General features: G+C 36.1%; 19 protein-coding genes, 1 tRNA gene and 1 other RNA gene. 8 read left to right on the plus strand and 13 right to left on the minus strand.

The annotated features are described in order from the left end of the window. Window positions 1–18: 18 nt before the first annotated feature. Window positions 19–1458, minus strand: coding sequence for an acyl-CoA desaturase (locus Fsol_RS03255; protein ID WP_108673454.1), 1440 nt, complete (start codon window positions 1456–1458; stop codon window positions 19–21). A gap of 206 nt (window positions 1459–1664) precedes the next feature. Further along, entirely contained in the window at window positions 1665–3245 is a 1581-nt protein-coding gene (dnaX, locus tag Fsol_RS03260; RefSeq protein ID WP_158521643.1) for a DNA polymerase III subunit gamma/tau, read from the minus strand. 225 nt (window positions 3246–3470) lie between these two features. On the opposite strand from dnaX, the gene Fsol_RS03265 reads away from it, so the two are divergent. Beyond that, the gene (locus tag Fsol_RS03265; RefSeq protein WP_158521644.1) at window positions 3471–4079 is read left to right on the plus strand and encodes a YerC/YecD family TrpR-related protein; all 609 of its coding nucleotides are present in this window, start codon (window positions 3471–3473) and stop codon (window positions 4077–4079) included. Window positions 4080–4090: 11 nt separating this feature from the next. On the opposite strand, the gene Fsol_RS03270 is transcribed toward Fsol_RS03265, so the two are convergent. Next, on the minus strand, window positions 4091–5650 hold the full coding sequence (locus Fsol_RS03270) for a YifB family Mg chelatase-like AAA ATPase (RefSeq protein ID WP_108673457.1): 1560 nt from the start codon (window positions 5648–5650) through the stop codon (window positions 4091–4093). A gap of 101 nt (window positions 5651–5751) precedes the next feature. Continuing rightward, window positions 5752–7101, minus strand: coding sequence for a tRNA (N6-isopentenyl adenosine(37)-C2)-methylthiotransferase MiaB (gene miaB / locus Fsol_RS03275; RefSeq protein ID WP_108673458.1), 1350 nt, complete (start codon window positions 7099–7101; stop codon window positions 5752–5754). Window positions 7102–7265: 164 nt separating this feature from the next. Between miaB and Fsol_RS03280 the strand changes: the two genes are divergently transcribed. Then, window positions 7266–7760: a glycoside hydrolase family 108 protein gene (locus Fsol_RS03280; RefSeq protein ID WP_158521645.1), complete on the plus strand. Its 495-nt coding sequence runs from the start codon at window positions 7266–7268 to the stop codon at window positions 7758–7760. Between the two features lie 40 nt (window positions 7761–7800). Here the strand turns inward: Fsol_RS03280 and Fsol_RS03285 are convergent, their stop codons facing one another. The 8 genes from Fsol_RS03285 to ssrA form a co-directional block, all read right to left on the minus strand. After that, window positions 7801–8838 carry a type I glyceraldehyde-3-phosphate dehydrogenase gene (locus Fsol_RS03285; protein ID WP_108673460.1) on the minus strand — a complete coding sequence of 346 codons (1038 nt, stop codon included), beginning with the start codon at window positions 8836–8838 and terminating at the stop codon, window positions 7801–7803. A gap of 20 nt (window positions 8839–8858) precedes the next feature. Continuing rightward, the gene (locus tag Fsol_RS03745) at window positions 8859–9041 is read right to left on the minus strand and encodes a hypothetical protein (protein ID WP_145958134.1); all 183 of its coding nucleotides are present in this window, start codon (window positions 9039–9041) and stop codon (window positions 8859–8861) included. 75 nt (window positions 9042–9116) lie between these two features. After that, on the minus strand, window positions 9117–10253 hold the full coding sequence (locus Fsol_RS03290; RefSeq protein WP_108673461.1) for an alanine racemase: 1137 nt from the start codon (window positions 10251–10253) through the stop codon (window positions 9117–9119). A 17-nt stretch (window positions 10254–10270) separates the two neighbouring features. Further along, window positions 10271–10708 (minus strand): biopolymer transporter ExbD, encoded by a 438-nt coding sequence (locus Fsol_RS03295; RefSeq protein WP_108673462.1) that lies wholly within the window; start codon window positions 10706–10708, stop codon window positions 10271–10273. Window position 10709: 1 nt separating this feature from the next. After that, window positions 10710–11870: a radical SAM family heme chaperone HemW gene (gene hemW / locus Fsol_RS03300; RefSeq protein WP_108673463.1), complete on the minus strand. Its 1161-nt coding sequence runs from the start codon at window positions 11868–11870 to the stop codon at window positions 10710–10712. Window positions 11871–11875: 5 nt separating this feature from the next. Then, on the minus strand, window positions 11876–12187 hold the full coding sequence (gene rpsT / locus Fsol_RS03305; RefSeq protein ID WP_199405093.1) for a 30S ribosomal protein S20: 312 nt from the start codon (window positions 12185–12187) through the stop codon (window positions 11876–11878). 57 nt (window positions 12188–12244) lie between these two features. Further along, window positions 12245–12868, minus strand: coding sequence for a complex I 30 kDa subunit family protein (locus tag Fsol_RS03310; protein ID WP_108673570.1), 624 nt, complete (start codon window positions 12866–12868; stop codon window positions 12245–12247). A gap of 16 nt (window positions 12869–12884) precedes the next feature. Further along, window positions 12885–13204, minus strand: a transfer-messenger RNA (tmRNA) gene (ssrA, locus tag Fsol_RS03315). Between the two features lie 521 nt (window positions 13205–13725). On the opposite strand from ssrA, the gene Fsol_RS03320 reads away from it, so the two are divergent. Both Fsol_RS03320 and Fsol_RS03750 read left to right on the plus strand, forming a co-directional pair. Continuing rightward, entirely contained in the window at window positions 13726–14358 is a 633-nt protein-coding gene (locus Fsol_RS03320; protein ID WP_108673571.1) for an epoxyqueuosine reductase QueH, read from the plus strand. Window positions 14359–14530: 172 nt separating this feature from the next. Next, on the plus strand, window positions 14531–14971 hold the full coding sequence (locus Fsol_RS03750) for a hypothetical protein (protein ID WP_145958135.1): 441 nt from the start codon (window positions 14531–14533) through the stop codon (window positions 14969–14971). A gap of 100 nt (window positions 14972–15071) precedes the next feature. Here Fsol_RS03750 and Fsol_RS03325 read toward each other — a convergent pair. Beyond that, window positions 15072–15157, minus strand: a tRNA-Leu gene (locus tag Fsol_RS03325). Window positions 15158–15250: 93 nt separating this feature from the next. Here Fsol_RS03325 and Fsol_RS03330 point away from each other — a divergent pair. The 4 genes from Fsol_RS03330 (at window position 15251) to rnc (ending at window position 20356) form a co-directional block, all read left to right on the plus strand. Then, a complete protein-coding gene (locus Fsol_RS03330; protein ID WP_108673465.1) occupies window positions 15251–16627 on the plus strand; it encodes a M23 family metallopeptidase in 1377 nt (458 codons plus the stop codon). 27 nt (window positions 16628–16654) lie between these two features. After that, a complete protein-coding gene (gene mnmG / locus Fsol_RS03335) occupies window positions 16655–18535 on the plus strand; it encodes a tRNA uridine-5-carboxymethylaminomethyl(34) synthesis enzyme MnmG (protein ID WP_108673466.1) in 1881 nt (626 codons plus the stop codon). 112 nt (window positions 18536–18647) lie between these two features. Beyond that, complete coding sequence (locus Fsol_RS03340; protein WP_108673467.1) at window positions 18648–19658, plus strand: NAD(P)/FAD-dependent oxidoreductase; 1011 nt, start codon at window positions 18648–18650, stop codon at window positions 19656–19658. Further along, window positions 19655–20356, plus strand: coding sequence for a ribonuclease III (rnc, locus tag Fsol_RS03345; RefSeq protein ID WP_108673468.1), 702 nt, complete (start codon window positions 19655–19657; stop codon window positions 20354–20356). Before Fsol_RS03340 ends, rnc begins: the two co-directional genes overlap by 4 nt. Window positions 20357–20590: the final 234 nt, after the last annotated feature.

The raw sequence follows: 20590 nt of genomic DNA on the forward strand, positions 1-20590 counted from the left end.
TATATCATTTAAACACAGCTAAGCAACTGCGCACTTCTTCTTCAATTTTAAGAGGCATTTCTGAAGTTTCTTCGTACCATCCATAATTTCTGTAAAATCGGATTTTCTCATACTTTCTAATGCTGTTTCCGCTCTACGTAGAACATCTAAACTTCTGAAAAATACACTATCCAGAATATTCATTGCTCTTTTGCCAGCTTTCAAAGCATCCATAACACTTTGATGAATCACTTTCACATCACAACCTTTGACTGCGCCAATACTTTTTTGCAGCAGTTCACCAATCATATTAATCTTGGCAACACAATCTAATGCAGAAGATATAGAAGGCTGTTCTTGACTGACAGTATGTGCGCGATAATTAAAATCTTGCGATATGCGATTTTTCATAGACAGTACAAGGTTTGAAAATGTGCTTTGTAATTTTCCAGTACCGAGAGACGCGGAAGTACTCTGTAAAGCATCTTCATACATTTTCTCCAAGGAGACAAGTTTTTGTGATACCGCATTTAAAGTGCACCACGCAAAATCTTTTGCTTCCGTAGTTTGCTGTTTTCCTCTCTCAAGCATTTTCTGCTCGTATTCTCTTTGTACCGCAGCTACCCTCACTTCTGGAGTAACATGCAAATCTCTTGCTAATCCAATCTTTGACATACACCATATAATCCACTTATGCACATCGAGATGATACCATTTATGGCCATTTCTATAATCTTTACCAAATGCATGGTGGTAATTATGCCAATTCTCTCCTAATAACAGCAATGCAAGCCACCACACATCTACAGAACTATCATCAGCATAACGTCTCTTACCCCAAAAATGACATATAGAATTCACAGAAAAAGTCATTTGCTGCTGCAATGCTCTACCTAAGCCACAGAACAAAAAGCCTGCTAGCATAGCTTGAATTGGCGCATTGAAAAAAGCAAAGCCAAGAAGTGCGGTAGGCACTACTTGAGTAAATAAAGCTAATTGCCAATAATTTTTTAGTTGCCACACAAGCATCTTATCTTTCCCTAATGTAGATATCGTACCTTTGTCTATGTGCTTCGTAGTAGATTCTCCAAATATCATCCAGCCGAGATGCGCCCAAAAAAAGCCTTTCAGAGGATTTTGATATTTCACTGGAGTATGCGGATCTTTATCTGTGTCAGGGTATGCATGATGAAATTTATGATCTGACACCCAGGCAAGTACTGGACCTTGTAATGAAAAAGCGCTTGTAAATATCAATATTATTTCTACAACTCTATTAACTTTATAAGCACCGTGCGACCACAATCTATGTAGCCCTACTCCGACTGATATATTAGAAACATAGTATGCTATCACTGCAAGCCATAATTCTTTCGTGCATACTCCATAAAACGCAATGTACAGCGCTATGCCAAGTAGTATGAGAACAGGATATACCACAAGAACGGTAAAAACAGGCCAATTAATCTTAGAATTCATGCCAATATCTTGAAAGTAGAATAAATTTTATATGCCGTATAAAGGTAATCTTACCTTAGAAATAACAACATATACTATACACGGCTATGGTATACCCTTCTTAAATATCATGTCAACAAGAAAGGTGAAAATGCGCAAGATATGCGCTTATGAGTCATTGATAAGGTGTACATCTTGCGAAGTAATATCAAGTAAAAACATGATAATTAATCCTTGTCATCGTGAATCGTCCTATCTACTTCAAAATCGCTCATGAATTGTCGTATTGATTGAATAAATGGCGCGTCTTGCATTTTCTTAAGTGTTAAATCTTGCCTTTGCTTTTTTAACTCTGAGTAAGTGAAGCATTCGGCATTTGTTGTAAACTCTAACTTCCAACTCTTACCCGTCACTTCAGTTAAATGAGATATGAGGTAAGCTTTTTTTTCATCACTAATTGGATTAGCTTTTATAATACAATACTCATGATCTACATCTGCAATTTTCAATTCATTACTGACAACGTATAAAAGCTCGCTTCTGCCCTTCGCAATAATATCATTGATCAATCGCTCTATCCTATAAAAAAAATCTTCCGTAGTACGAGTATCATTAACACCATCACTAATAAACGATGGTTGTACTATTTCATCACTTATAATCATTTTTAAAACATCCATTAATTTATCAGTATTTTCAAACGTACCTACATATGACATTTTTACCAATACCACTTCTAACATCTTCGTGATATCAGCAGTGTACTTTGCTTGTTTTTGAAGCTCAATGAGTAAATTCCACGCTTTCAGCAAAAACGCTCTATCCATCACACGACTATCTTTCAACAATATATTAAGACAACTATCAGATTCCTTTAAACTATCACTTTGCATGATGCATTCATACACTACAGTAAGCATTGCTTCTAATATAGCTTTTGCTTCATTTGCACCACCGTCATACAATTTTCTACTCTTTTCTAATGCTGCGTGCGTATCTGAATAAGCTACATCTCTCAGAATTTCTGCAATAGTAAGTAATGATACTTTACCAAGTAACGACTCAATATCATCAAGCGTAATGACAGGACTACATCTATCATTGAATAATGCTACAGTTAAGGCTTGCTCCAAGATCGATAATCCGTCTCTTATTGAGCCTCTAGCTGCTTCTGCTACCATATCTACAACACCGCTTTCTACTTTACATCCTTCTCTTTCCAATACATTAATATAATACTCAGTTAATTCAAACTGCGATAACGCACGAAGGTGCATCCTTTGACATCTAGATATTATCGTTTCCGGTATTTTTCTAAATTCTGTTGTAGCAAGGATAAATTTTACATGAGAAGGAGGCTCTTCTAATGTCTTTAATATTGCATTAAATCCACTGTTTGAAACCATATGCACTTCATCTATGATAAAGATTTTATATCTAGAGTGAAGTGGCATATATTGCGCTGTTTCTATGATATCTCTAACGTCATTCACACTAGTATTACTCGCCGCATCTATCTCCATCACATCAGGATGTTGCATTCGTGCAATTTGCACACAATTACTACACATACCGCATCCTTCTCCATTATCCATCAGACTCGTACAATTTAATGCTTTTGCAATCAAACGCGCGATAGTTGTTTTACCTATTCCTCGTGTACCTGTCAGAAGAATCGCATGAGGCACTCTATCTAAGAGAATGGCATTTCTTATTACTTTTATGGTAATATCTTGCCCAACTACATCCAAAAATCTCGATGGCCTGTATTTTCTTGATAATACAATGTGCGAATTATTGCTGCTCATATATAAAGTAAATAGTACTTTCGATGTGTTATAACGCATTTTTTACAGTATAGCACTACCTTTTTGTAAGAAAAAATAAAAAGACAAATTTCATTACAACATATACATACGAAAATTGCTTTTGCATCTAAGAATTAATTACAACTAAGAAGACAATTTAGTATATAAGAAGTGATATACTATCAAGTAATGCATATCATAACTACTCATAGAAAAATATATACAATGCAATTACAAAAGGAAAAATTTAATAAGTTTGAAATACCAACTTTATACAACATAATATCACTGCTGCCAAAATCTACAAATGTACTTGCTTTGTTGAGAGATCTATGTACACCACCTGAATTGAGAATTTTAAGAGAAAGATTGACAATAGCTTTATATCTTCAGCATAAACCTAATTTCTCATATAAGATGATCAAAAATCTCACAGGAAGCAGCGTGACAACTATAATGAAAGTAAATCACGTACTACAAAATAAAATTTGTAATGGATATAAAACGATACTACCTCAGTGTAATATCTATACTTCGCTTGAAGAGGCGCTTTTAAAGACAGGCACTGCGGAAAGATGTAAAGATCTCATATCGGATCTGTGTACCACTTATGAAATAAATATATTCGAAACAAGATTAGTCGTGGCGTATTTATTATCAAAAGGCTCTAGTAATAAGGAAATAATAAATTTTATCTCAGTCAGTACAGCGACATTAACTAGAATAAGAAGATTTTTAAATTATGAAAATAATAGAGGATATACGGCGGCATTTCATCTATTTGACAAGTACAACTGCGATAACAATACAGCTATGTTAAAATTTAAAATATAAATACAATCTTATTATTTCATTTTTCTATCGTTTAGCACTCTGTAATTCAATGCTTCACTCAAATCATATTTCGATAATCTTGAAGTGCTCTGCTTTAGATCCGCAATCGTTCTTGCGACCTTTTTTAATTTATTTATGCTTCTTGATGAAAAATAGAATTTTTCCACTATTTTCAGAAATAACTTTTCTCCTTCTTCGTCCATCTTCGTTACATCATGTAATAATTCCCCTTCTAGTTCCGAGTTCAAATATGTTCTTCCATTTCTTACATTACGTTCTCTCTGCAATTCTCTTGCCGCTATCACACGCTGCAGTATTAGACAAGAACTCTCTTCTCTCTGTTCGCTATGAAAAGAATGATATTCATCATTCATAGTCACTTGTAAATCGAATCTATCAAGCAAAGGGCCGGAAATTCTATTTTGATAATCAATCGCACAAGATGGCGCCTTTTTACATATTGCATCAACATTTTTACTGCCAAAATATCCGCATTTACATGGATTCATCGCCCCTACAAGTTGAAACTTCGCAGGATATGCAACATGATTGTTAACTCTTGCAATCTGCACATATTTCGCTTCTATTGGCTGCCTCAATGATTCTAAAGTTCCTCTTCCAAATTCCGGCATTTCATCAAGAAACAATATACCTAGATGAGAAAGAGTAACTTCTCCTGGACTTGCATCTTTTCCTCCACCAATCATTGCAGGTGTTGTACATGAAGAATGTGGTTCTCTAAACGGGCGTTCCGTAATCAGACCATTCTCAGGGCGTAATATACCTGCTAAACTAGCAATAATCGTAGTTTCTAACTGCTCTTCAACAGTAAGAGGAGGCATTATTGTATGTAAACGACTCGCTAACATTGATTTACCAGAGCCTGGAGGGCCTACCATTAGCACGTGATGCCCTCCTGCAGCAGCTATTTCCATTCCTCTTTTTGCTAAAATCTGCCCTTTTACATCAGAAAAATCCTTGTTATGTTCAGTACTTTTTTCCTCTTTTAAGTACGAATCAGCATATCGCTGATTACTGATGAGCTCTCTGCCTTTCAGATGATTCACTAACTCCACAATATGCGACGCTACTATAATATTCTTATTACCAGAATATGATACCTCTCTAATATTCATACTTGGACATATAACACCACATCCTATTTCCGTCGCTTTAATAGCAGCGGGCAATACTCCGTTCACATGCCTTATACTGCCATTTAATGATAATTCTCCTAATATTACGAAATTGCCAATCTCTTCCTGCGCTATCACTTCCATCGCTACTAAAATAGATAATGCAATACATAAATCGAAATGCGTGCCGCTTTTTATAATATCAGCAGGCGCTAAATTAATCGTAATTCTCTTAGCAGGAAGACCAAATCCTATACTATTAAATACCGCTCTTACTCTATCTCTCGATTCTGCTATCGATTTTGCTGCAAGACCAACAATGTTAAAACACGGCAATCCTGCACCTATATGAGTTTGTACTTCAATTTCTTGTACCTCAATTCCAGAAAATGCTACACTCTTCACCGTAGATAGCATAATGCTCTCATTCTGCATAGACTTTTTGCGCTATCATTAGCAGTAAGCGTTACAAAATGAAAGAAAATTCTTAACGATACGAGGTAATAAATTATCTATTATGAAACTTAACTGAGATTTCATGCAAAATCTCGTATTTCCCCTTTCATACTATTAGTAAATGCTTCGGTAATTTTTACAGTCACTATATCTCCTATTTCTACTCCATGTGGCACTTTATCCACTATCACAGACTGCATATATTCTGTTTTTCCAATCCATTGAGATTTTTTCTTACCATCTTTCATCAATAATACCTTCATCTCTTGCTCTAACATTTCTTGATTAAAGTGCAGCTTTTGCACCTCTAACAACTCTTGCAATTTTGCTAATCTTTCTTGCTTCACTTCTTCTGAGATTTGCTCTGACATTATGGAAGCTGGAGTACCAGGTCTTGGACTATACTTAAAAGAATACGCCGAAGCATATTCAACAGTTTTCACCAACTGCAAAGTATCACTAAAATCCGCCTCCGTTTCTCCTGGATAGCCTACTATAAAATCGGATGAAAACTGTATTTTATCAGAAATTGCTCTGAATTTTTCAATTATTTCAAGATATTCCTTCGTAGTATGTTTTCTATTCATATTTTTCAGAATTTTATCTGATCCGGACTGCACTGGTAGATGTATAAACGGCATTATTTTAGGATGTTTATGAATCATAAATAGCAATTCATCATTCATATCACGCGGATGAGATGTGGTATAACGTAATCTTTTAATACGCTCATCTTGTGATAAAACTTCCAATAAACGCCCTAAAGTCCACAAATTGCCATATTCATCCACTCCATGGTATGCATTTACGTTTTGCCCTAATAAAGTAACCTCTGAGACATTTCTACTATCAAGAATATATGATAATTCCTTCATTATCTTCTCTGGAGAACGAGAATATTCAGCGCCTCTTGTATACGGCACGCAACAGAAATGACAAAATTTATCGCATCCCTCTTGAATAGATATAAATGCTGAAATGGACTGCGAAGAAATATCTATCGGCAATGCATCAAACTTTTTACTTTCTTCAAAGGAAAGCTCTACTAACCATTTTTTCTCTCTTCTTATTCTTTCTATTAGAGTAGGTAGTTCGTGATATGATTGAGGACCTACTACTATATCTACTACGGGGGCTCTTTTTACGACTTCCGCTCCTTCCGCTTGTGCCACACATCCTGCTACCACTATTATTATATCTTTACCCTCTTGCTGTTTTCTACGCTTAAAATTTGCTAATCTACCAAGTTCTGCATACAACTTTTCAGAAGCTTTTTCTCTTATATGACACGTATTAATTACGATAACATCCGATTCTGATGGAGTATCGGTAATTATGAAACCATGCGGCAGCAATAAATCTTGTATTTTTCCAGAATCATACACGTTCATTTGACAGCCATAAGTCTTGATATAAAGCATTCTAGGCATCACAAAAGCAGAATTGAATTACTTGGAAAAATAATGTACCATACGGTAATAATAGGAAAAACTGTATTGATTTACAGCAGTAGATGAGGTATTTCACTTTTTTTTTGCTATGCATCAGTTGTCTCTTTTTAAAGGGTTGTACCAGTACGCGGTGTAACAGCTCCATGAACGATGATGAAAAATTTGAATATGCCGTCAATCTCGTACTTGCGATGGAAGGCGGATATGTCAATCATCCATCTGATAAAGGAAGAGAAACAAAGTACGGCATCTCCAAGAGATCTAATCCTAATGTGAATATCAAAAATCTCACCGTAAGGCAAGCAAAGCAAATATATTACATAAAATATTGGAGGCCAAATCGCTATTATCTGATAAAAAATACCATAATAGCAGCAAAGATCTTTGATATTGCGGTACATGCAGGTTCTCAAGTAGCGAATAAAATGTTACAACGTGCACTTTGGGCAACAGGCTGTAAAAATGTAGCGGAGACTGGCATATTGGACGAACAAACTCTTAAAGCAACAAACAGAGCAAAACCTGCTGTACTTTTAAGTGCACTTAAATCGGAAGTTGCAGGATATTACAGAATAATATCTTCTAAAGATGATAACAAACTCTTCTTAAGAGGATGGCTTAGAAGAGCTTATTCATAATAAAAAGTATTCTGTGATTAAGTGAAATATTCACACGTATTTATGCAATAGTTTTATAATGCACTGTAAGCATCTTACATAGATCCAGCATTCTATTTGAAAAACCAATTTCGTTATCGTACCAACATACGATTCTTGCGTTGTTATCATTGACGAATGACTGAGTCGCATCAAATATACAGCTGTGTTTACAGCCGTTAAAATCGCATGATACTAATTCCTCTGAATTTAATGCCATTATGTCAGCGTAGGTATTTGCATAATCTGTAATGCAATCAAGCAAAAGCTCTACAGAAAGCTTACAATTTGCCGAAAATCGAAAATCTACAGTCGAAACATTAGCAACTGGTACACGTAGACTAGCGCCTCCGATCTTATCACCTAATTTAGGAAATAACTCAGATATCATTCCGGTAAATCCAGTTTTAGAAGGAATAATTGATAAATTCGCAGCTCTACCTCGTCTTTTATCTTTATGTGATTTATCTAATAACGCTTGATCATTGGTATACGCGTGAACTGTCGTTACAAAACCTGCTGTAATCTCAAATTTGTCATTTATTGCCTTAATCGCTGGCAAAATGCAGTTTGTTGTACATGAGCCAAGAGTTACTATATGACCTTTTTTTACCTCTTCTATTCTGTCATTGTTTACACCTAGAATAATTGCATGTTCTGCTTTTTCACACGGCGCAGAGACGATTACATTGGTAACGCCTCCTTTTAGAAAATACGGCTGTAAGAGGCTCTTTTTATTAAATGCGCCACTACACTCTAGCACTAACTCGATATCACCGTTTAAGGTATCTGAAAGTATTTCCACATTCTCATAAGCAGTTACTTCAATTCTCTTGTTTATGGTAGGAAAGAACAATCCATCATCGATACACTGCACAGGTATATTCAATACACCATGAGTAGAATCATATTTCAATGCATAAGCAGCATCCTTAGCAGAAAGAGTACGTCCATTGATACGTACTATGTCAAAGTATTCTCTATATCCAGCATCAGCATCAAGAAAACTGCGTAACACACTTCTCCCTATTCTACCGAATCCATTAATGCAAACTTTCATATACAATGAAAAACGATGAATTATTGAACAGCGTGAGACACTGTCACTTGTTTAGCTTTTTTAAATCCTCCTGTAGCGGCGAAATCATTGTACAAAACTGCTCTTTTTTTCTGTAGATATGCTTTATCTTGATAAGATCTGTCGCTGGAGCATGCGACGAGAAAGATCCATGACAAAAGAAGCATCGAAAAGCGTAACAGCATACAGAAGCATATAAATATAAATCTCTTCGAAAGGATAGTAAATCAAAGCTCTCTTAGCAAGAAAAGCACTTAAATTCAGATATATATTTTTTTCGATTCCAATCGTCCTATCTTACACAGCATTTCGTGCGCTAACCTTTCATGGAGATTTGAGATCTTCATCACATCATCTATCAAATTTACGGATTGTGCTGATAAAAAATCCGCATCTGACATGGAAGAAGCATCAAAGATCGCTAATTGCATAGCGTTTGAAATCATATGAATTTTATGCCCCATGCACATGCAAAATCCGCGACGTTCCTTCTCATACCAACCGTACCAATAGCCACATTCAGCAGTAATTATTTTACTTCCTCTCTTCAATATAAGATTTCCTCCATACCCTACTACCGCATCTTCATCTAAAATAACTTTTTGCAATATATTCGCACTTATTTTGATCACTGATTCAGAGAGATTAAGAGATGGATGAGAAGCGATGTCAGAATATAGCAAAACACCAACTCTCACCATGGAGAAATGATACTCAGTACCAAGTAGTACGCCAAATGAATTTGCAAAAGTATGTTGCATTACAACACTATTCCATACATTTTGCACTAGAGAAACGGCACTTTTAAATCTTTCCAGTTGTACCTCATTTAACGGATGAGAATGTACCTCAGAAACACTCATATGCCCCATCAATCCAATACATTCGATACCTAATATTAGCGGTAACAGATTTAGATCGTGATTCTGATTTGAATATTTGGCAGTAAATGAAGATAACTCCACTGCGCTAAAACCAGTTCTCACCATTCCTACTTCAACGTATAAGATCATTCTAGGCGTAGGTATTTTATCTGATGCAGCCTTCAAAGCTGCAACAAGCAGCAAAAACTGCGCTTCGGCATTGATAACGAATATAAATCTTCGCTTTATACCAAGTAAAGCATTATCCACCGAATCAGGACCATGCAAAACGTATATATTTACATTATCCGACAAATTCGCTTCACTCGCTACATTGAAAACTTCTAGCGCTTCACTAATATCCGCTACTAAAAAGTCTTTGCACTCAGGTAGAAGAGCTGCAGCTACATTTCGCAGCCCTATTCCATAAGCATTTCCCTTAACAACTGCGCAACAACGCACATCTTTTCCAACAAAATGTGCGATCTCTAGATAATTATGCTTGATATTAGTAGTAGAGATGACAGTTTCCATACCTCAATGCGCATTGTTTACTGCAGCTTTTTATCATATGGAAGAGTGACAAGCAATACGTCTGAAAATCCAGCATCTTTTATCAGATTAAACACAGAAACTAAAGCACCATATGTGACACTTACATCTCCTTTAAGCATTATCACAGGATTCTTTTTTTTCTTAGCAATTGCCTTTAATTTATACGGAAAATTCTCATCATTTGAGATTTTTATTTCATCTATAAATATATCTCCATTAGATGCTATCGACACAACAATAGACTCTTTCAAATTGTCTTGCTGTATGGCTGCTGTATTTGCATCTGGCAAATCTACATCTATACCTCCAACCATCATGGAAGACGTCACCATAAATATCGTAAGAAGCACAAGCATTACATCTACGAGTGGAGTAATATTGATATCAGAATTGATGCCCCTTGTTTTTCTGTAAGATGTCTGCGCAATACCCATACTATTGAACTAAGAAAGAAATTATGTGATTGAGAAGTCTGAATTTATCTCGCGGCACTCCGATGCAGCACATCTCTTCATCATACCAAAGCATATTATCATTGCATAGACTTTGTACTTTTGAGAAATCTAAATTTTGCATCATCACATCGTCAATTTTGATGCCTGCTTCTAATCTTAACCCCATAAGCAACTTTTCCACAAAAACTGCCTTTTCATCAAGAAACTCCACAGTACTAATAGCGCTATCATTCTGCTTTATTTTTAAAAGCCATTTTTCATAATGATATTCATCAACTATAGCAACAGAATGACAGGTATTGTGAGAATTCGTTAATAACTCATATGATTGCGATCTGAGTCTACTATGCGCGCCTGGACCTATGCCAATATATTCTTCATATTTCCAATATGATAAATTATGCGCACTTTCATAAGTTTTTTTCGCGTAATTCGAAATCTCATATCTACATAAGCCGTAACTATCTAAGATTTCACCCGTAGCATCATATAGCTGCAATGCTATTTCATCATCAATTTCTCGCAATAAGCCTCGCTTTTTTAAATTACCGAACTTCGTCTTTGGCTCTATCGTAAGCTGATAAACGGAAATATGAGGAGGATTATATCTCATTACCACCTCAAGCTCCTGCTTCCACTCTTCAACAGTCTGACCATCTGTACCGGATATCAGATCAAATGAGTAGTTATTAAAAATAGAAGATACAGCATTCATTGAATGAATTGCATTCTCAGCAGAATGATCTCGACCTAGAAACTGCAATCTCTCTTGTTGAACACTCTGTATACCGACAGAGACTCGATTTACTCCACAATTCTTTAAATCTAATAATTTCTGAGATGTTATATCACGTGGATTCATTTCTATCGTAACTTCAAATGGCATTTGCTGAAAGCTACTCACAAAGCGCACTATATCTTCTATTACCGTAATAGGCGCTAGCGAAGGCGTACCGCCTCCGATGAACAAAGTCGATACTCCATGCTTTTGCAACAGCGGCTTGTAAAATGATAAGCATTTTATATACGCATCACTCCACTCTCGAGAGTCTGCTACTTTTTTGACAACGTACGTATTGAAATCGCAGTACGGGCATTTCTTGCCGCAAAACGGCCAGTGTATATATATGGAGAGAGACAGCGAAGCTACGCGTAAGTTTGTAAATTTTTCTTTACGTAATGAGTGATGTTACTCACCATTCTAGAAGCAGTATTTAGTTTCAGCACGCCTTTCGATTTCGCTTTCATGATTTCGGACTCTACGGTACGTAACAGAACAAAGACTTCGTCCTTCGGCGAATCATTACGCACTACGTCAGTGACCTTCTTCCGCAAACTTGAAATGAAAGTCTTAACCCTACTTTTAACCGCTCTATTTCTCTTATATCGTTCCAGTGAGCGCGCACGCGCTTTAACTGCAGAAATATGTTGTGCCATAGGTATTGTTATCGTTTGCACCAAGTAGTAACACAAAAATATCGCTGTATCAATATCAATTGCGCACTCTTATCACAATTATCCCTTCGTAGCTTTTTCATCTCCAGGTAATACTACATCCTTCCATGGATTTTCTGAATCAAAATTCCTATATGCCTGATCTAATACTATAGGTTTTTTCACAACTGTGCCTGTATTAGGTTCGAAACATGCATCATGATATCCACTCAAAGGAAAATCTTTTCTTAGAGGATGATGAGTAAAGTCGCTCTCATTTAATATTCTCTTAAGATTAGGATGCGATAGAAACTTAATACCAAACATGTCATACACTTCTCTTTCGTACCAATCCGATGATCGGTATATTTGATACACTGAAGGTATCGCCTCATCTTGAGAAATAGGCAAGTGCACTCTTAAACGCCAATTATTAGTAACGCTTAGAAGATGATATACGACTTCAAATCTCTTCTCTCTGTCCGGATAATCCACAGCACAGACATCTAAGAGCATTTCAAATGATAAAATCTCGTCATTCTTTAAAAAATTCAAAAATTGCACAATGTGAGTGCATGAATGTAGTGTCGCATAACTCTCTTTCAAAGGAGAATTGTGCTGAAATTCGCATAAAGAAAGAACATCATCTTGTACTATTGCTTTATACTTCACAAGCAGTGAGTATAATTCGCTTTGACGAGTCATAAAAGTAATATTAAGACGTGGGGAATTCTGTTGCTCGGCTCCCCAAAACCGCCGGTTCAGAGAAAACTGTTATGCAAAAGCAGTTTGTAGTCTCTCTTCTCCATGCATTACGTTGTCGTTTGCATTTATTTTTACGATCAATTTTACAGCTGCATCACGCTGAGTAAAAGCTGCACCCTTTGAATATATGTCGAATCTATTTCACCCCCTCTTTGGTGGAGATGTCGAGTTCTGCCCTCGAGTCCATTATATTTATTACGGAGAGTATTTATTACCATAGACTGACTTGCGTCGATCGCTTTTATGGTATCATCATTAAAATAGCTAGTAAAGTACTACATTTACCTCACGCCAAGATAAAATATACCAGCCATCGCACGCGCGCGCGGAAACGTTGAGACAGTTACTATATAATACAGTACGAAAGATCTTATAGAGTAAGACATAGCCAACAAGAAAGAAAAAGAGAAACATTAAGTCGTGCATGCTTAACAAAAAAGACAAGAAAATTTTACTCACCTTCAAGATAACCATCTCTCTACAGCTTACAAATAATCCGTTAATACGATCTTGGCACTCTACTACCACATACTATATTTCTCCGCGAAATTCGTTAATTCTGCGCTTCTCCTTCCAAAAAAGAACAGATAAAAATTAATCAAATTCTATCAATGCATTTAATCTTTCGACGTACTTTACCTTCTATTTCACTCAGAAAGTAAGAGTAAGGTTCTTTTCATCTATCACTTTAACTTTTTTAAGTGAAATAGATGGTAAAATGCTGCTAATACTTGAATTTAAATAACGTAAAATTTACTCTACCTACAATCATAGATAATAAATTTAAACTTCTTACGATGCATGAGGTAGAATCGATGCTACAAGCAGGTACAGATATCGTCTTGCATTCATGTTGCGCACCATGCTCTGGAGAGGTGATCAGAAAAATGAAAGATGCTGGACTTAACATCACAATTTTCTTCTATAATCCTAACATACATCCGAAAGCAGAATATGAAATACGTAAATCCGAAAACATAAGATATGCAGAAAAGCTCGGAATAGATTTCGTTGATGGAGATTATAACGTTCAAGACTGGTTCGCAAATGCAAAAGGATTAGAAAAAGAACCGGAAAGAGGCATAAGATGCACAATGTGCTTCGATATGCGCTTTGAAATAACGGCAAAATTTGCTAAGCAAAGAGGTGTGAATATATTCACCAGCTCACTAGGAATATCGAGATGGAAAGATATGAGTCAAATCAATAACTGCGGTATCGCAGCTGCCAAAAAGCACAACGTACAGTATTGGACGTATAATTGGAGATTGGACGGAGGCAGTGAAAGAATGTACAAAATAGCTAAATCAGAAGGATTCTATAAACAGGAGTATTGCGGATGTATATTTTCTTTGAGGGATAGCAATGAGTGGAGAGTAAAAAAAGGCAGAAAGCCAATCACTATATGCAAGGAATTTTATGAAGAATGAAAAAAACATCGTACCATTCAGCGCGAAGCAGTAATACGAAAAGAACTAGTGATAATTGAAAAATACTACAATTCACAAAATTAGCATGTATTTTACTTCTCTATAGACATGGCTGCTGCCAGTTAGCTACTATCGCAACTATCAAATAAGCATACAAATTTTTTACACTAAAATGCAGCGAAGATCAGGATATCACTCTCTAAAGTTCATTTTAGTTACAGTCGTTGCTTTCTGTTGCTGCTGTTGCGATAACAACGATAATCAATATGGCAAATATGATAATCACAATAGCTTAAACAAACGCTCTTTTTCACTAATAAATGAGATATTAGCACTTTTTGGTGACAATGAAGCACGGTTAAAAACAGAATATTACACTGTCTTCTATTGGGAAAGGCTTTGGGAAAAGGATGAAAATTCAAATAGCATAAAATTTGTAGGCATCGCAAAAGGGCTTTTGGCATGTAGAAATTTAGCAAAGCGATATGCGGGAGATATCAAAGAAGATTGGTGCTGGAGGTCATATTGCTGCAAAAGTACTGATGGTGGCGTTTATCGCTATGAAGATTATTTTGAAGAAACAGACTTTGGTAACTGCTGGTGGCTCCGATAGTAATCAATTCCATAGATACATCGCGAAAGAATCATGAAAGAGTAAAAATCTACCGCTTTATTTCAATAATCCTACAGAATTGTTCTTCTCTGCAAAACGGTGGTGCCTAGGAGAGGACTCGAACCTCCATGACCGTAAAGTCATCGGCACCTGAAGCCGACGCGTATACCATTCCGCCACCTAGGCATTTCGACTAATTGCATTAATCGACTTTTCGTTGTAAACTATACTACGTATATTTTCTCACATGACAAGCGGAATAAAAATTTACTCGAGGTAATGCTGAAGACTAATCATGGAAATAGCGCTTTTTATGGAATATTGCTTTCCGTAACGCTTGCAATTTGCGTATCGATCGCACTGATGTGTGAACAGGTCAATACTGCAGATCGCGCAGTTCAGCAGCCTAGTCATGTGAATACAGAGTTACAGTCTGTTAGTACGAGAGTCAATCTATATAAACTTGGCGACGATCGTCACTTAGCAAACATCTTTCAAACTTTAGGAATATCGCATGATTCGTCTCAAAAGTTGGAAAATGATATTTTCAAAAAATACAAAAAAACAAAATTCAAGATAAATAGCAGCATACTGGTACAACAGCATGATTACGATAATAGCGGCACAAAGCTCTTAGAGGTAAAAAACGGGAAGGATCAAATCTGCGCAATGTTCAATGAAAAGCAGCAGATACATGTCGTGAAACACTTCAAAAACGTCAAAGCGACTTGTAAATTGCATAAAGACTTCCTCCTTCATGAATTTTCTAAAGTTGCAAAAAAAAGAAGACTACCTAAAGAATCGTCAATTTTCTTAGTAAATTGCAAATTAGATGGAAAATTACCATTTTCTCAGAATCTCAAAAAAAGCGGACTTTCTGATAAAGTAGTATATCATTGCAATAGTCTTATAAAGAATATCGGATGTACAAAGAAGCTCCAAGGAGATTTCAAAGTGGCGTACTCTTATGCAAATAATGGCTCTCCTACGATCTTGTATATCTCTCTCCAAAAACATCTTAATAAACCTCCGATTGAAGCCTTCTTTTATAAGACTAGCACTCAAAGCGGATACTTCTTTAAAAATGGGGCATTGATCAATAAATCATCTCAAGCACGAAGTACGTTTATATCTCCAGTAAAAGGTAAAATAACATCTTCTTATGGACGGAGAAAACATCCGATTTTTGGCACATATCGCATGCATCGAGGCGTAGATTATGGCGCACCACGAGGCACTTTAGTAGTTGCGTCAAATCATGGTACTATAGCAGAATGCTCATATAATAGCGGCTTAGGTAGATATGTCAGAATACAACACGATAATGGATATTCCACGGTATATGCTCATCTATCACAGTTCAGTTCTGGTATAGCAGTTGGGAAAAAAGTATCTCAAAAACAAGTAATAGGATATGTTGGTAGTACTGGCACTTCTACTGGCTCTCACTTACATTTTGAAGTACGAAAAGGCAGAACTGCAATGAATCCACAGCTCGTATGTGGTAGTGCTACACATGGTATTGCAAAACAAACTAAAAACATACTGACAGCAGATTTTAAGTTGCATATGCATAATATTAAGAAATTGTTCTCAGCGCAACAAATGCCACATATTCAAACTGCACTTATATCACTGCCATATACGTTTTGGTAATGGCATTGGCAACTTATTGAATCTCTCATGAAAGATTTTGATGTAATAATAGTCGGCGCAGGACATGCTGGAATTGAAGCTGCTGCCGCTGCTGCAAGAAGAGGATGTAATGTATGTTTGATTACAAAATCTAATGCTAATCTTGGAGAGTTATCATGTAATCCATCAATAGGAGGAGTTGGTAAAGGCACTATCGTTAGAGAAATTGACGCATTAGATGGAATAATGTCTCAAGTTGCTGATATGAGTAGCATACATTTCAAAGTACTGAATTCTAGCAAAGGCCCTGCAGTATGGGGATATAGAGCGCAAATAGATAGAGAGGCGTACAAAAAGCACATGTCGTACGTGCTTTCTCAGTATTATAATATCACAGCAATATTTGGAGAAGTAACAGATATTCTACTTGATAATCACTTAAATACAGTACAAGGCGTATCTGTTATTGAAGCAGATTCTTCCAATCGTCATCAAATATTATCTAAGAGTATAGTAATTACCACCGGCACTTTCTTAAACGGAAAAATGTACATCGGTAACTCCATCTCAGCAGGAGGGCGGTACGGGGAAAATGCTTCGGTAGAATTATCACAGTTATTTAAGAAGCTTAAATTTTCGACTGGTAGACTCAAAACAGGTACACCTGCACGAATAGTTAAAAATTCAATTAACTATAAAGATCTTGAAGAACAGCATGGTGATATAACGCCACGAAAGTTTTCGACAAAAACGCTTCCATTCTCACAACAACAAATTAGTTGTTTTATTACTTATACAAATAATCTCACTCATGACATTATTAAGGAAAATATTCACAAATCTCCTATATATTCTAACCTCATACAATCGACAGGGCCTCGATATTGCCCTTCAATAGAAGATAAGATAGTAAGATTTCACCGTGATAGGCATCAAGTTTTTCTAGAACCGGAAGGTCTGGACAGCACTTTAATATATCCAAATGGCATCTCTACTTCCTTGCCGCAAGATGTTCAAGAAAGCTTTATAAGAACTATAAAAGGACTAGAGAATTGCGAAATAGCGCGATACGGATATGCTGTAGAGTATGACTTCGTAAATCCACGAGAATTATATCATAGTTTAGAAACGAGAAGAGTAAGCGGATTGTTCTTAGCTGGACAAATAAACGGCACCACGGGATACGAAGAAGCAGCAGGACAAGGCATTATAGCAGGTATTAATGCGGCAGCTTATGCAAGAGAAGGCAGTAACTACAAAAGATTCATACTCTCCCGCAGCGAAGCATACATAGGAGTGATGATAGATGATTTGATTACAATAGGCATAAAAGAACCTTATAGAATGATGACAAGTAGAGCTGAATTCAGAATGGTACTCAGACCAGATAATGCAGAAAAAAGACTAACTGCAAAAGGTATAAAGTACGGCGTAGTAAGAGAGAAAAAAGCAGCGCAATACTATACGGAAAAAAATGACTTTAATAGCGCAACTCTCATACTACAAAATACAAGAATCGACAAAACAATTATCGAAGCGCATCCATCTTTAGAAAAAAGAGTAGGAAAGTCATTATGGGATGTAATAGGATTACCGGAAATAGAGTGGAAACATATACTAGACAATATGCAAACTATGAATCGCTATGATGACAACATAAAAGAACAGATACATATTGAAAGCTTATATTCTCACTATGTATCAAGACAAGAAAAGGAGATCTCCATTATGAATGATGAAGCAAATACCGTAATTCCAAAAACATTAAACTACAAACTCATACCATCACTATCTGCTGAGATTTCCTCAAAGCTAACAGCAATTAAACCGCAGAATATGAGTGAAATAAGAAAAATAGAAGGCATTACTCCAATAGCGTTATTTATTATAAAGCAGTACATCGCTAAAATGGCTACAGCAGTACAATAGCATCAGTAGTATCAATCAGAGTGAGTACAACAAATATAAAATTACGTCTCTTGATATTATTGCAAACATTTTTTTTATCATCTAGTTTTTCGTAAACGAAAATAATCAATATATGTATGAAGTCATTATCATCGGTGCAGGTCCTGTAGGACTTTTTACAGCCTTTGAAACAGGTACATTAGGCCTTAAAACAGCAATTGTAGATTCACTTAGTTACGTTGGAGGACAATGTGCAGCGCTATATCCTGAAAAGCCAATATATGATATACCTGCACATCCAAAAATCTCTGGGAAAGCACTGACTGATAACTTACTTCAGCAGATACAGCGCTTTGAACACGACATTTTTCTGAGCTATCCTGTGATTTCTCTTCAAAAAGATAAGCAAAATGAATGGATTTTAAAAGCAGAAGGTAGAGAAGATATACACGCTAAAACCGTTATAATTGCTTCCGGTGGCGGAATACTAGAACCTAAAAAACCTATTTTAGAAGGCATAGAAGAATTGGAAGGTAATAGTGTGCTATATAGCATCCAAAATACCGATATCTTTAACGGAAAAAACGTAGCTATTGCTGGAGGTGGCGATTCTGCGGTAGATTGGGCAATAATTCTCAGTGATATTGCGAATAAGGTATACTTTATACATAGAAGAGATACCTTTCGCGCTATGCCATCCAGTGTAAATGAAATGATGGAGAAGTGCAAAACTGGCAAAATAGAAATGGTAATACCGTATCAACTGGACAAACTCATTTCTGAAGATGGCAAATTAAAAGGTATCGGACTAAGTAACATCGCTTCTGAAATCGATAAAAAAGAATTAGATGTGCAATATTTATTGCCATTCTTCGGATTATCAATGGTCAATACATTCATTCATACTATCAACGGTATTACTCTTACTGCAGATAGTAAGCAAATAAAAGTAAATCAATCTAGTATGTCTACAGCAATAAGCGGGTTATTCGCAGCGGGAGATGTATGCTACTATGATAATAAGTTAAAGCTCATTCTGACAGGCTTCGCAGAAGGCGCTACAGCAGCGCACGCAGCATTCAAAATAGCAAGACCAAATACAGAACTAAGAACGAAATACTCCACTCAGCAATTTCATTCATGAAGCGTAACATAGAAGATATACTAGGCTATAAATTTCAAAACATCTCGTTATTACAAGAAGCTTTGAATCATCCAAGCTTAAACACTACAAAATGGAAGAAGATCAGCACATATCAAAGATTGGAATTTCTAGGAGATGCGGTAATACAACTTGTACTTTCTCATTACGTATATACTCTTACACCTCAGTACAGCGAAGGAGATCTTTCTCTTATGATGTCTAATTTAGTAAACGGCAAGGTGTCAGCACGTATAGCAAAGGACATACATCTAGGGCAATACATAGCCATGAGCGCATCAGAGGAAAACGATCTTGGAAGAGAAAAAGACAGTAATCTTGAAGATGCATTGGAAGCAGTAATAGGAGCAATTTATCTCGATGGTGGATTAGAAGAAGTAAGGAAAGTAGTTCAAAATTTATGGAAGAAAATGATAGATACTGAAAGTATTCACTCTCTGATTAAGAAAAATGAGAAAACTGAACTACAAGAAATTTTACAAGAAATGAAGATTGAGTTACCGCAGTATAAATGTATAAATATCGAAAAAATGGATGGTGAAGAAGTATTTATTATCGAAGTCAGCGCTGGAAAATGGAAATGCAAAGGAAAAGGAAAAAGTAAAAGAGAAGGAGAACGCCGCGCCGCTAAAGAGATGTTAAATCTCATAGCAAAGAAGAAGCAAGGAATCGATATCTAAAAGTTCAACATCTTTAATCTTTATACTTATAATCAGATAGCACTGCACAATCTGCAAAAAGTAATTGAGTAAGAATCGGAAATAGCATTAGCAATAAGTATATTCTTTTATATCCTCGAAGAGTGATATATACACTGCCATTAAGATCTTATGAAGTTAGCTGCAATATTTATCACTTTAGCGCTTGAAGTCGTATACTAAAAAAAGATATACAAGTAGATAAAGATTATATGA

Source organism: Candidatus Fokinia solitaria (genome assembly GCF_003072485.1).
Taxonomy (GTDB): Bacteria; Pseudomonadota; Alphaproteobacteria; order Rickettsiales; family Midichloriaceae; genus Fokinia; species Fokinia solitaria.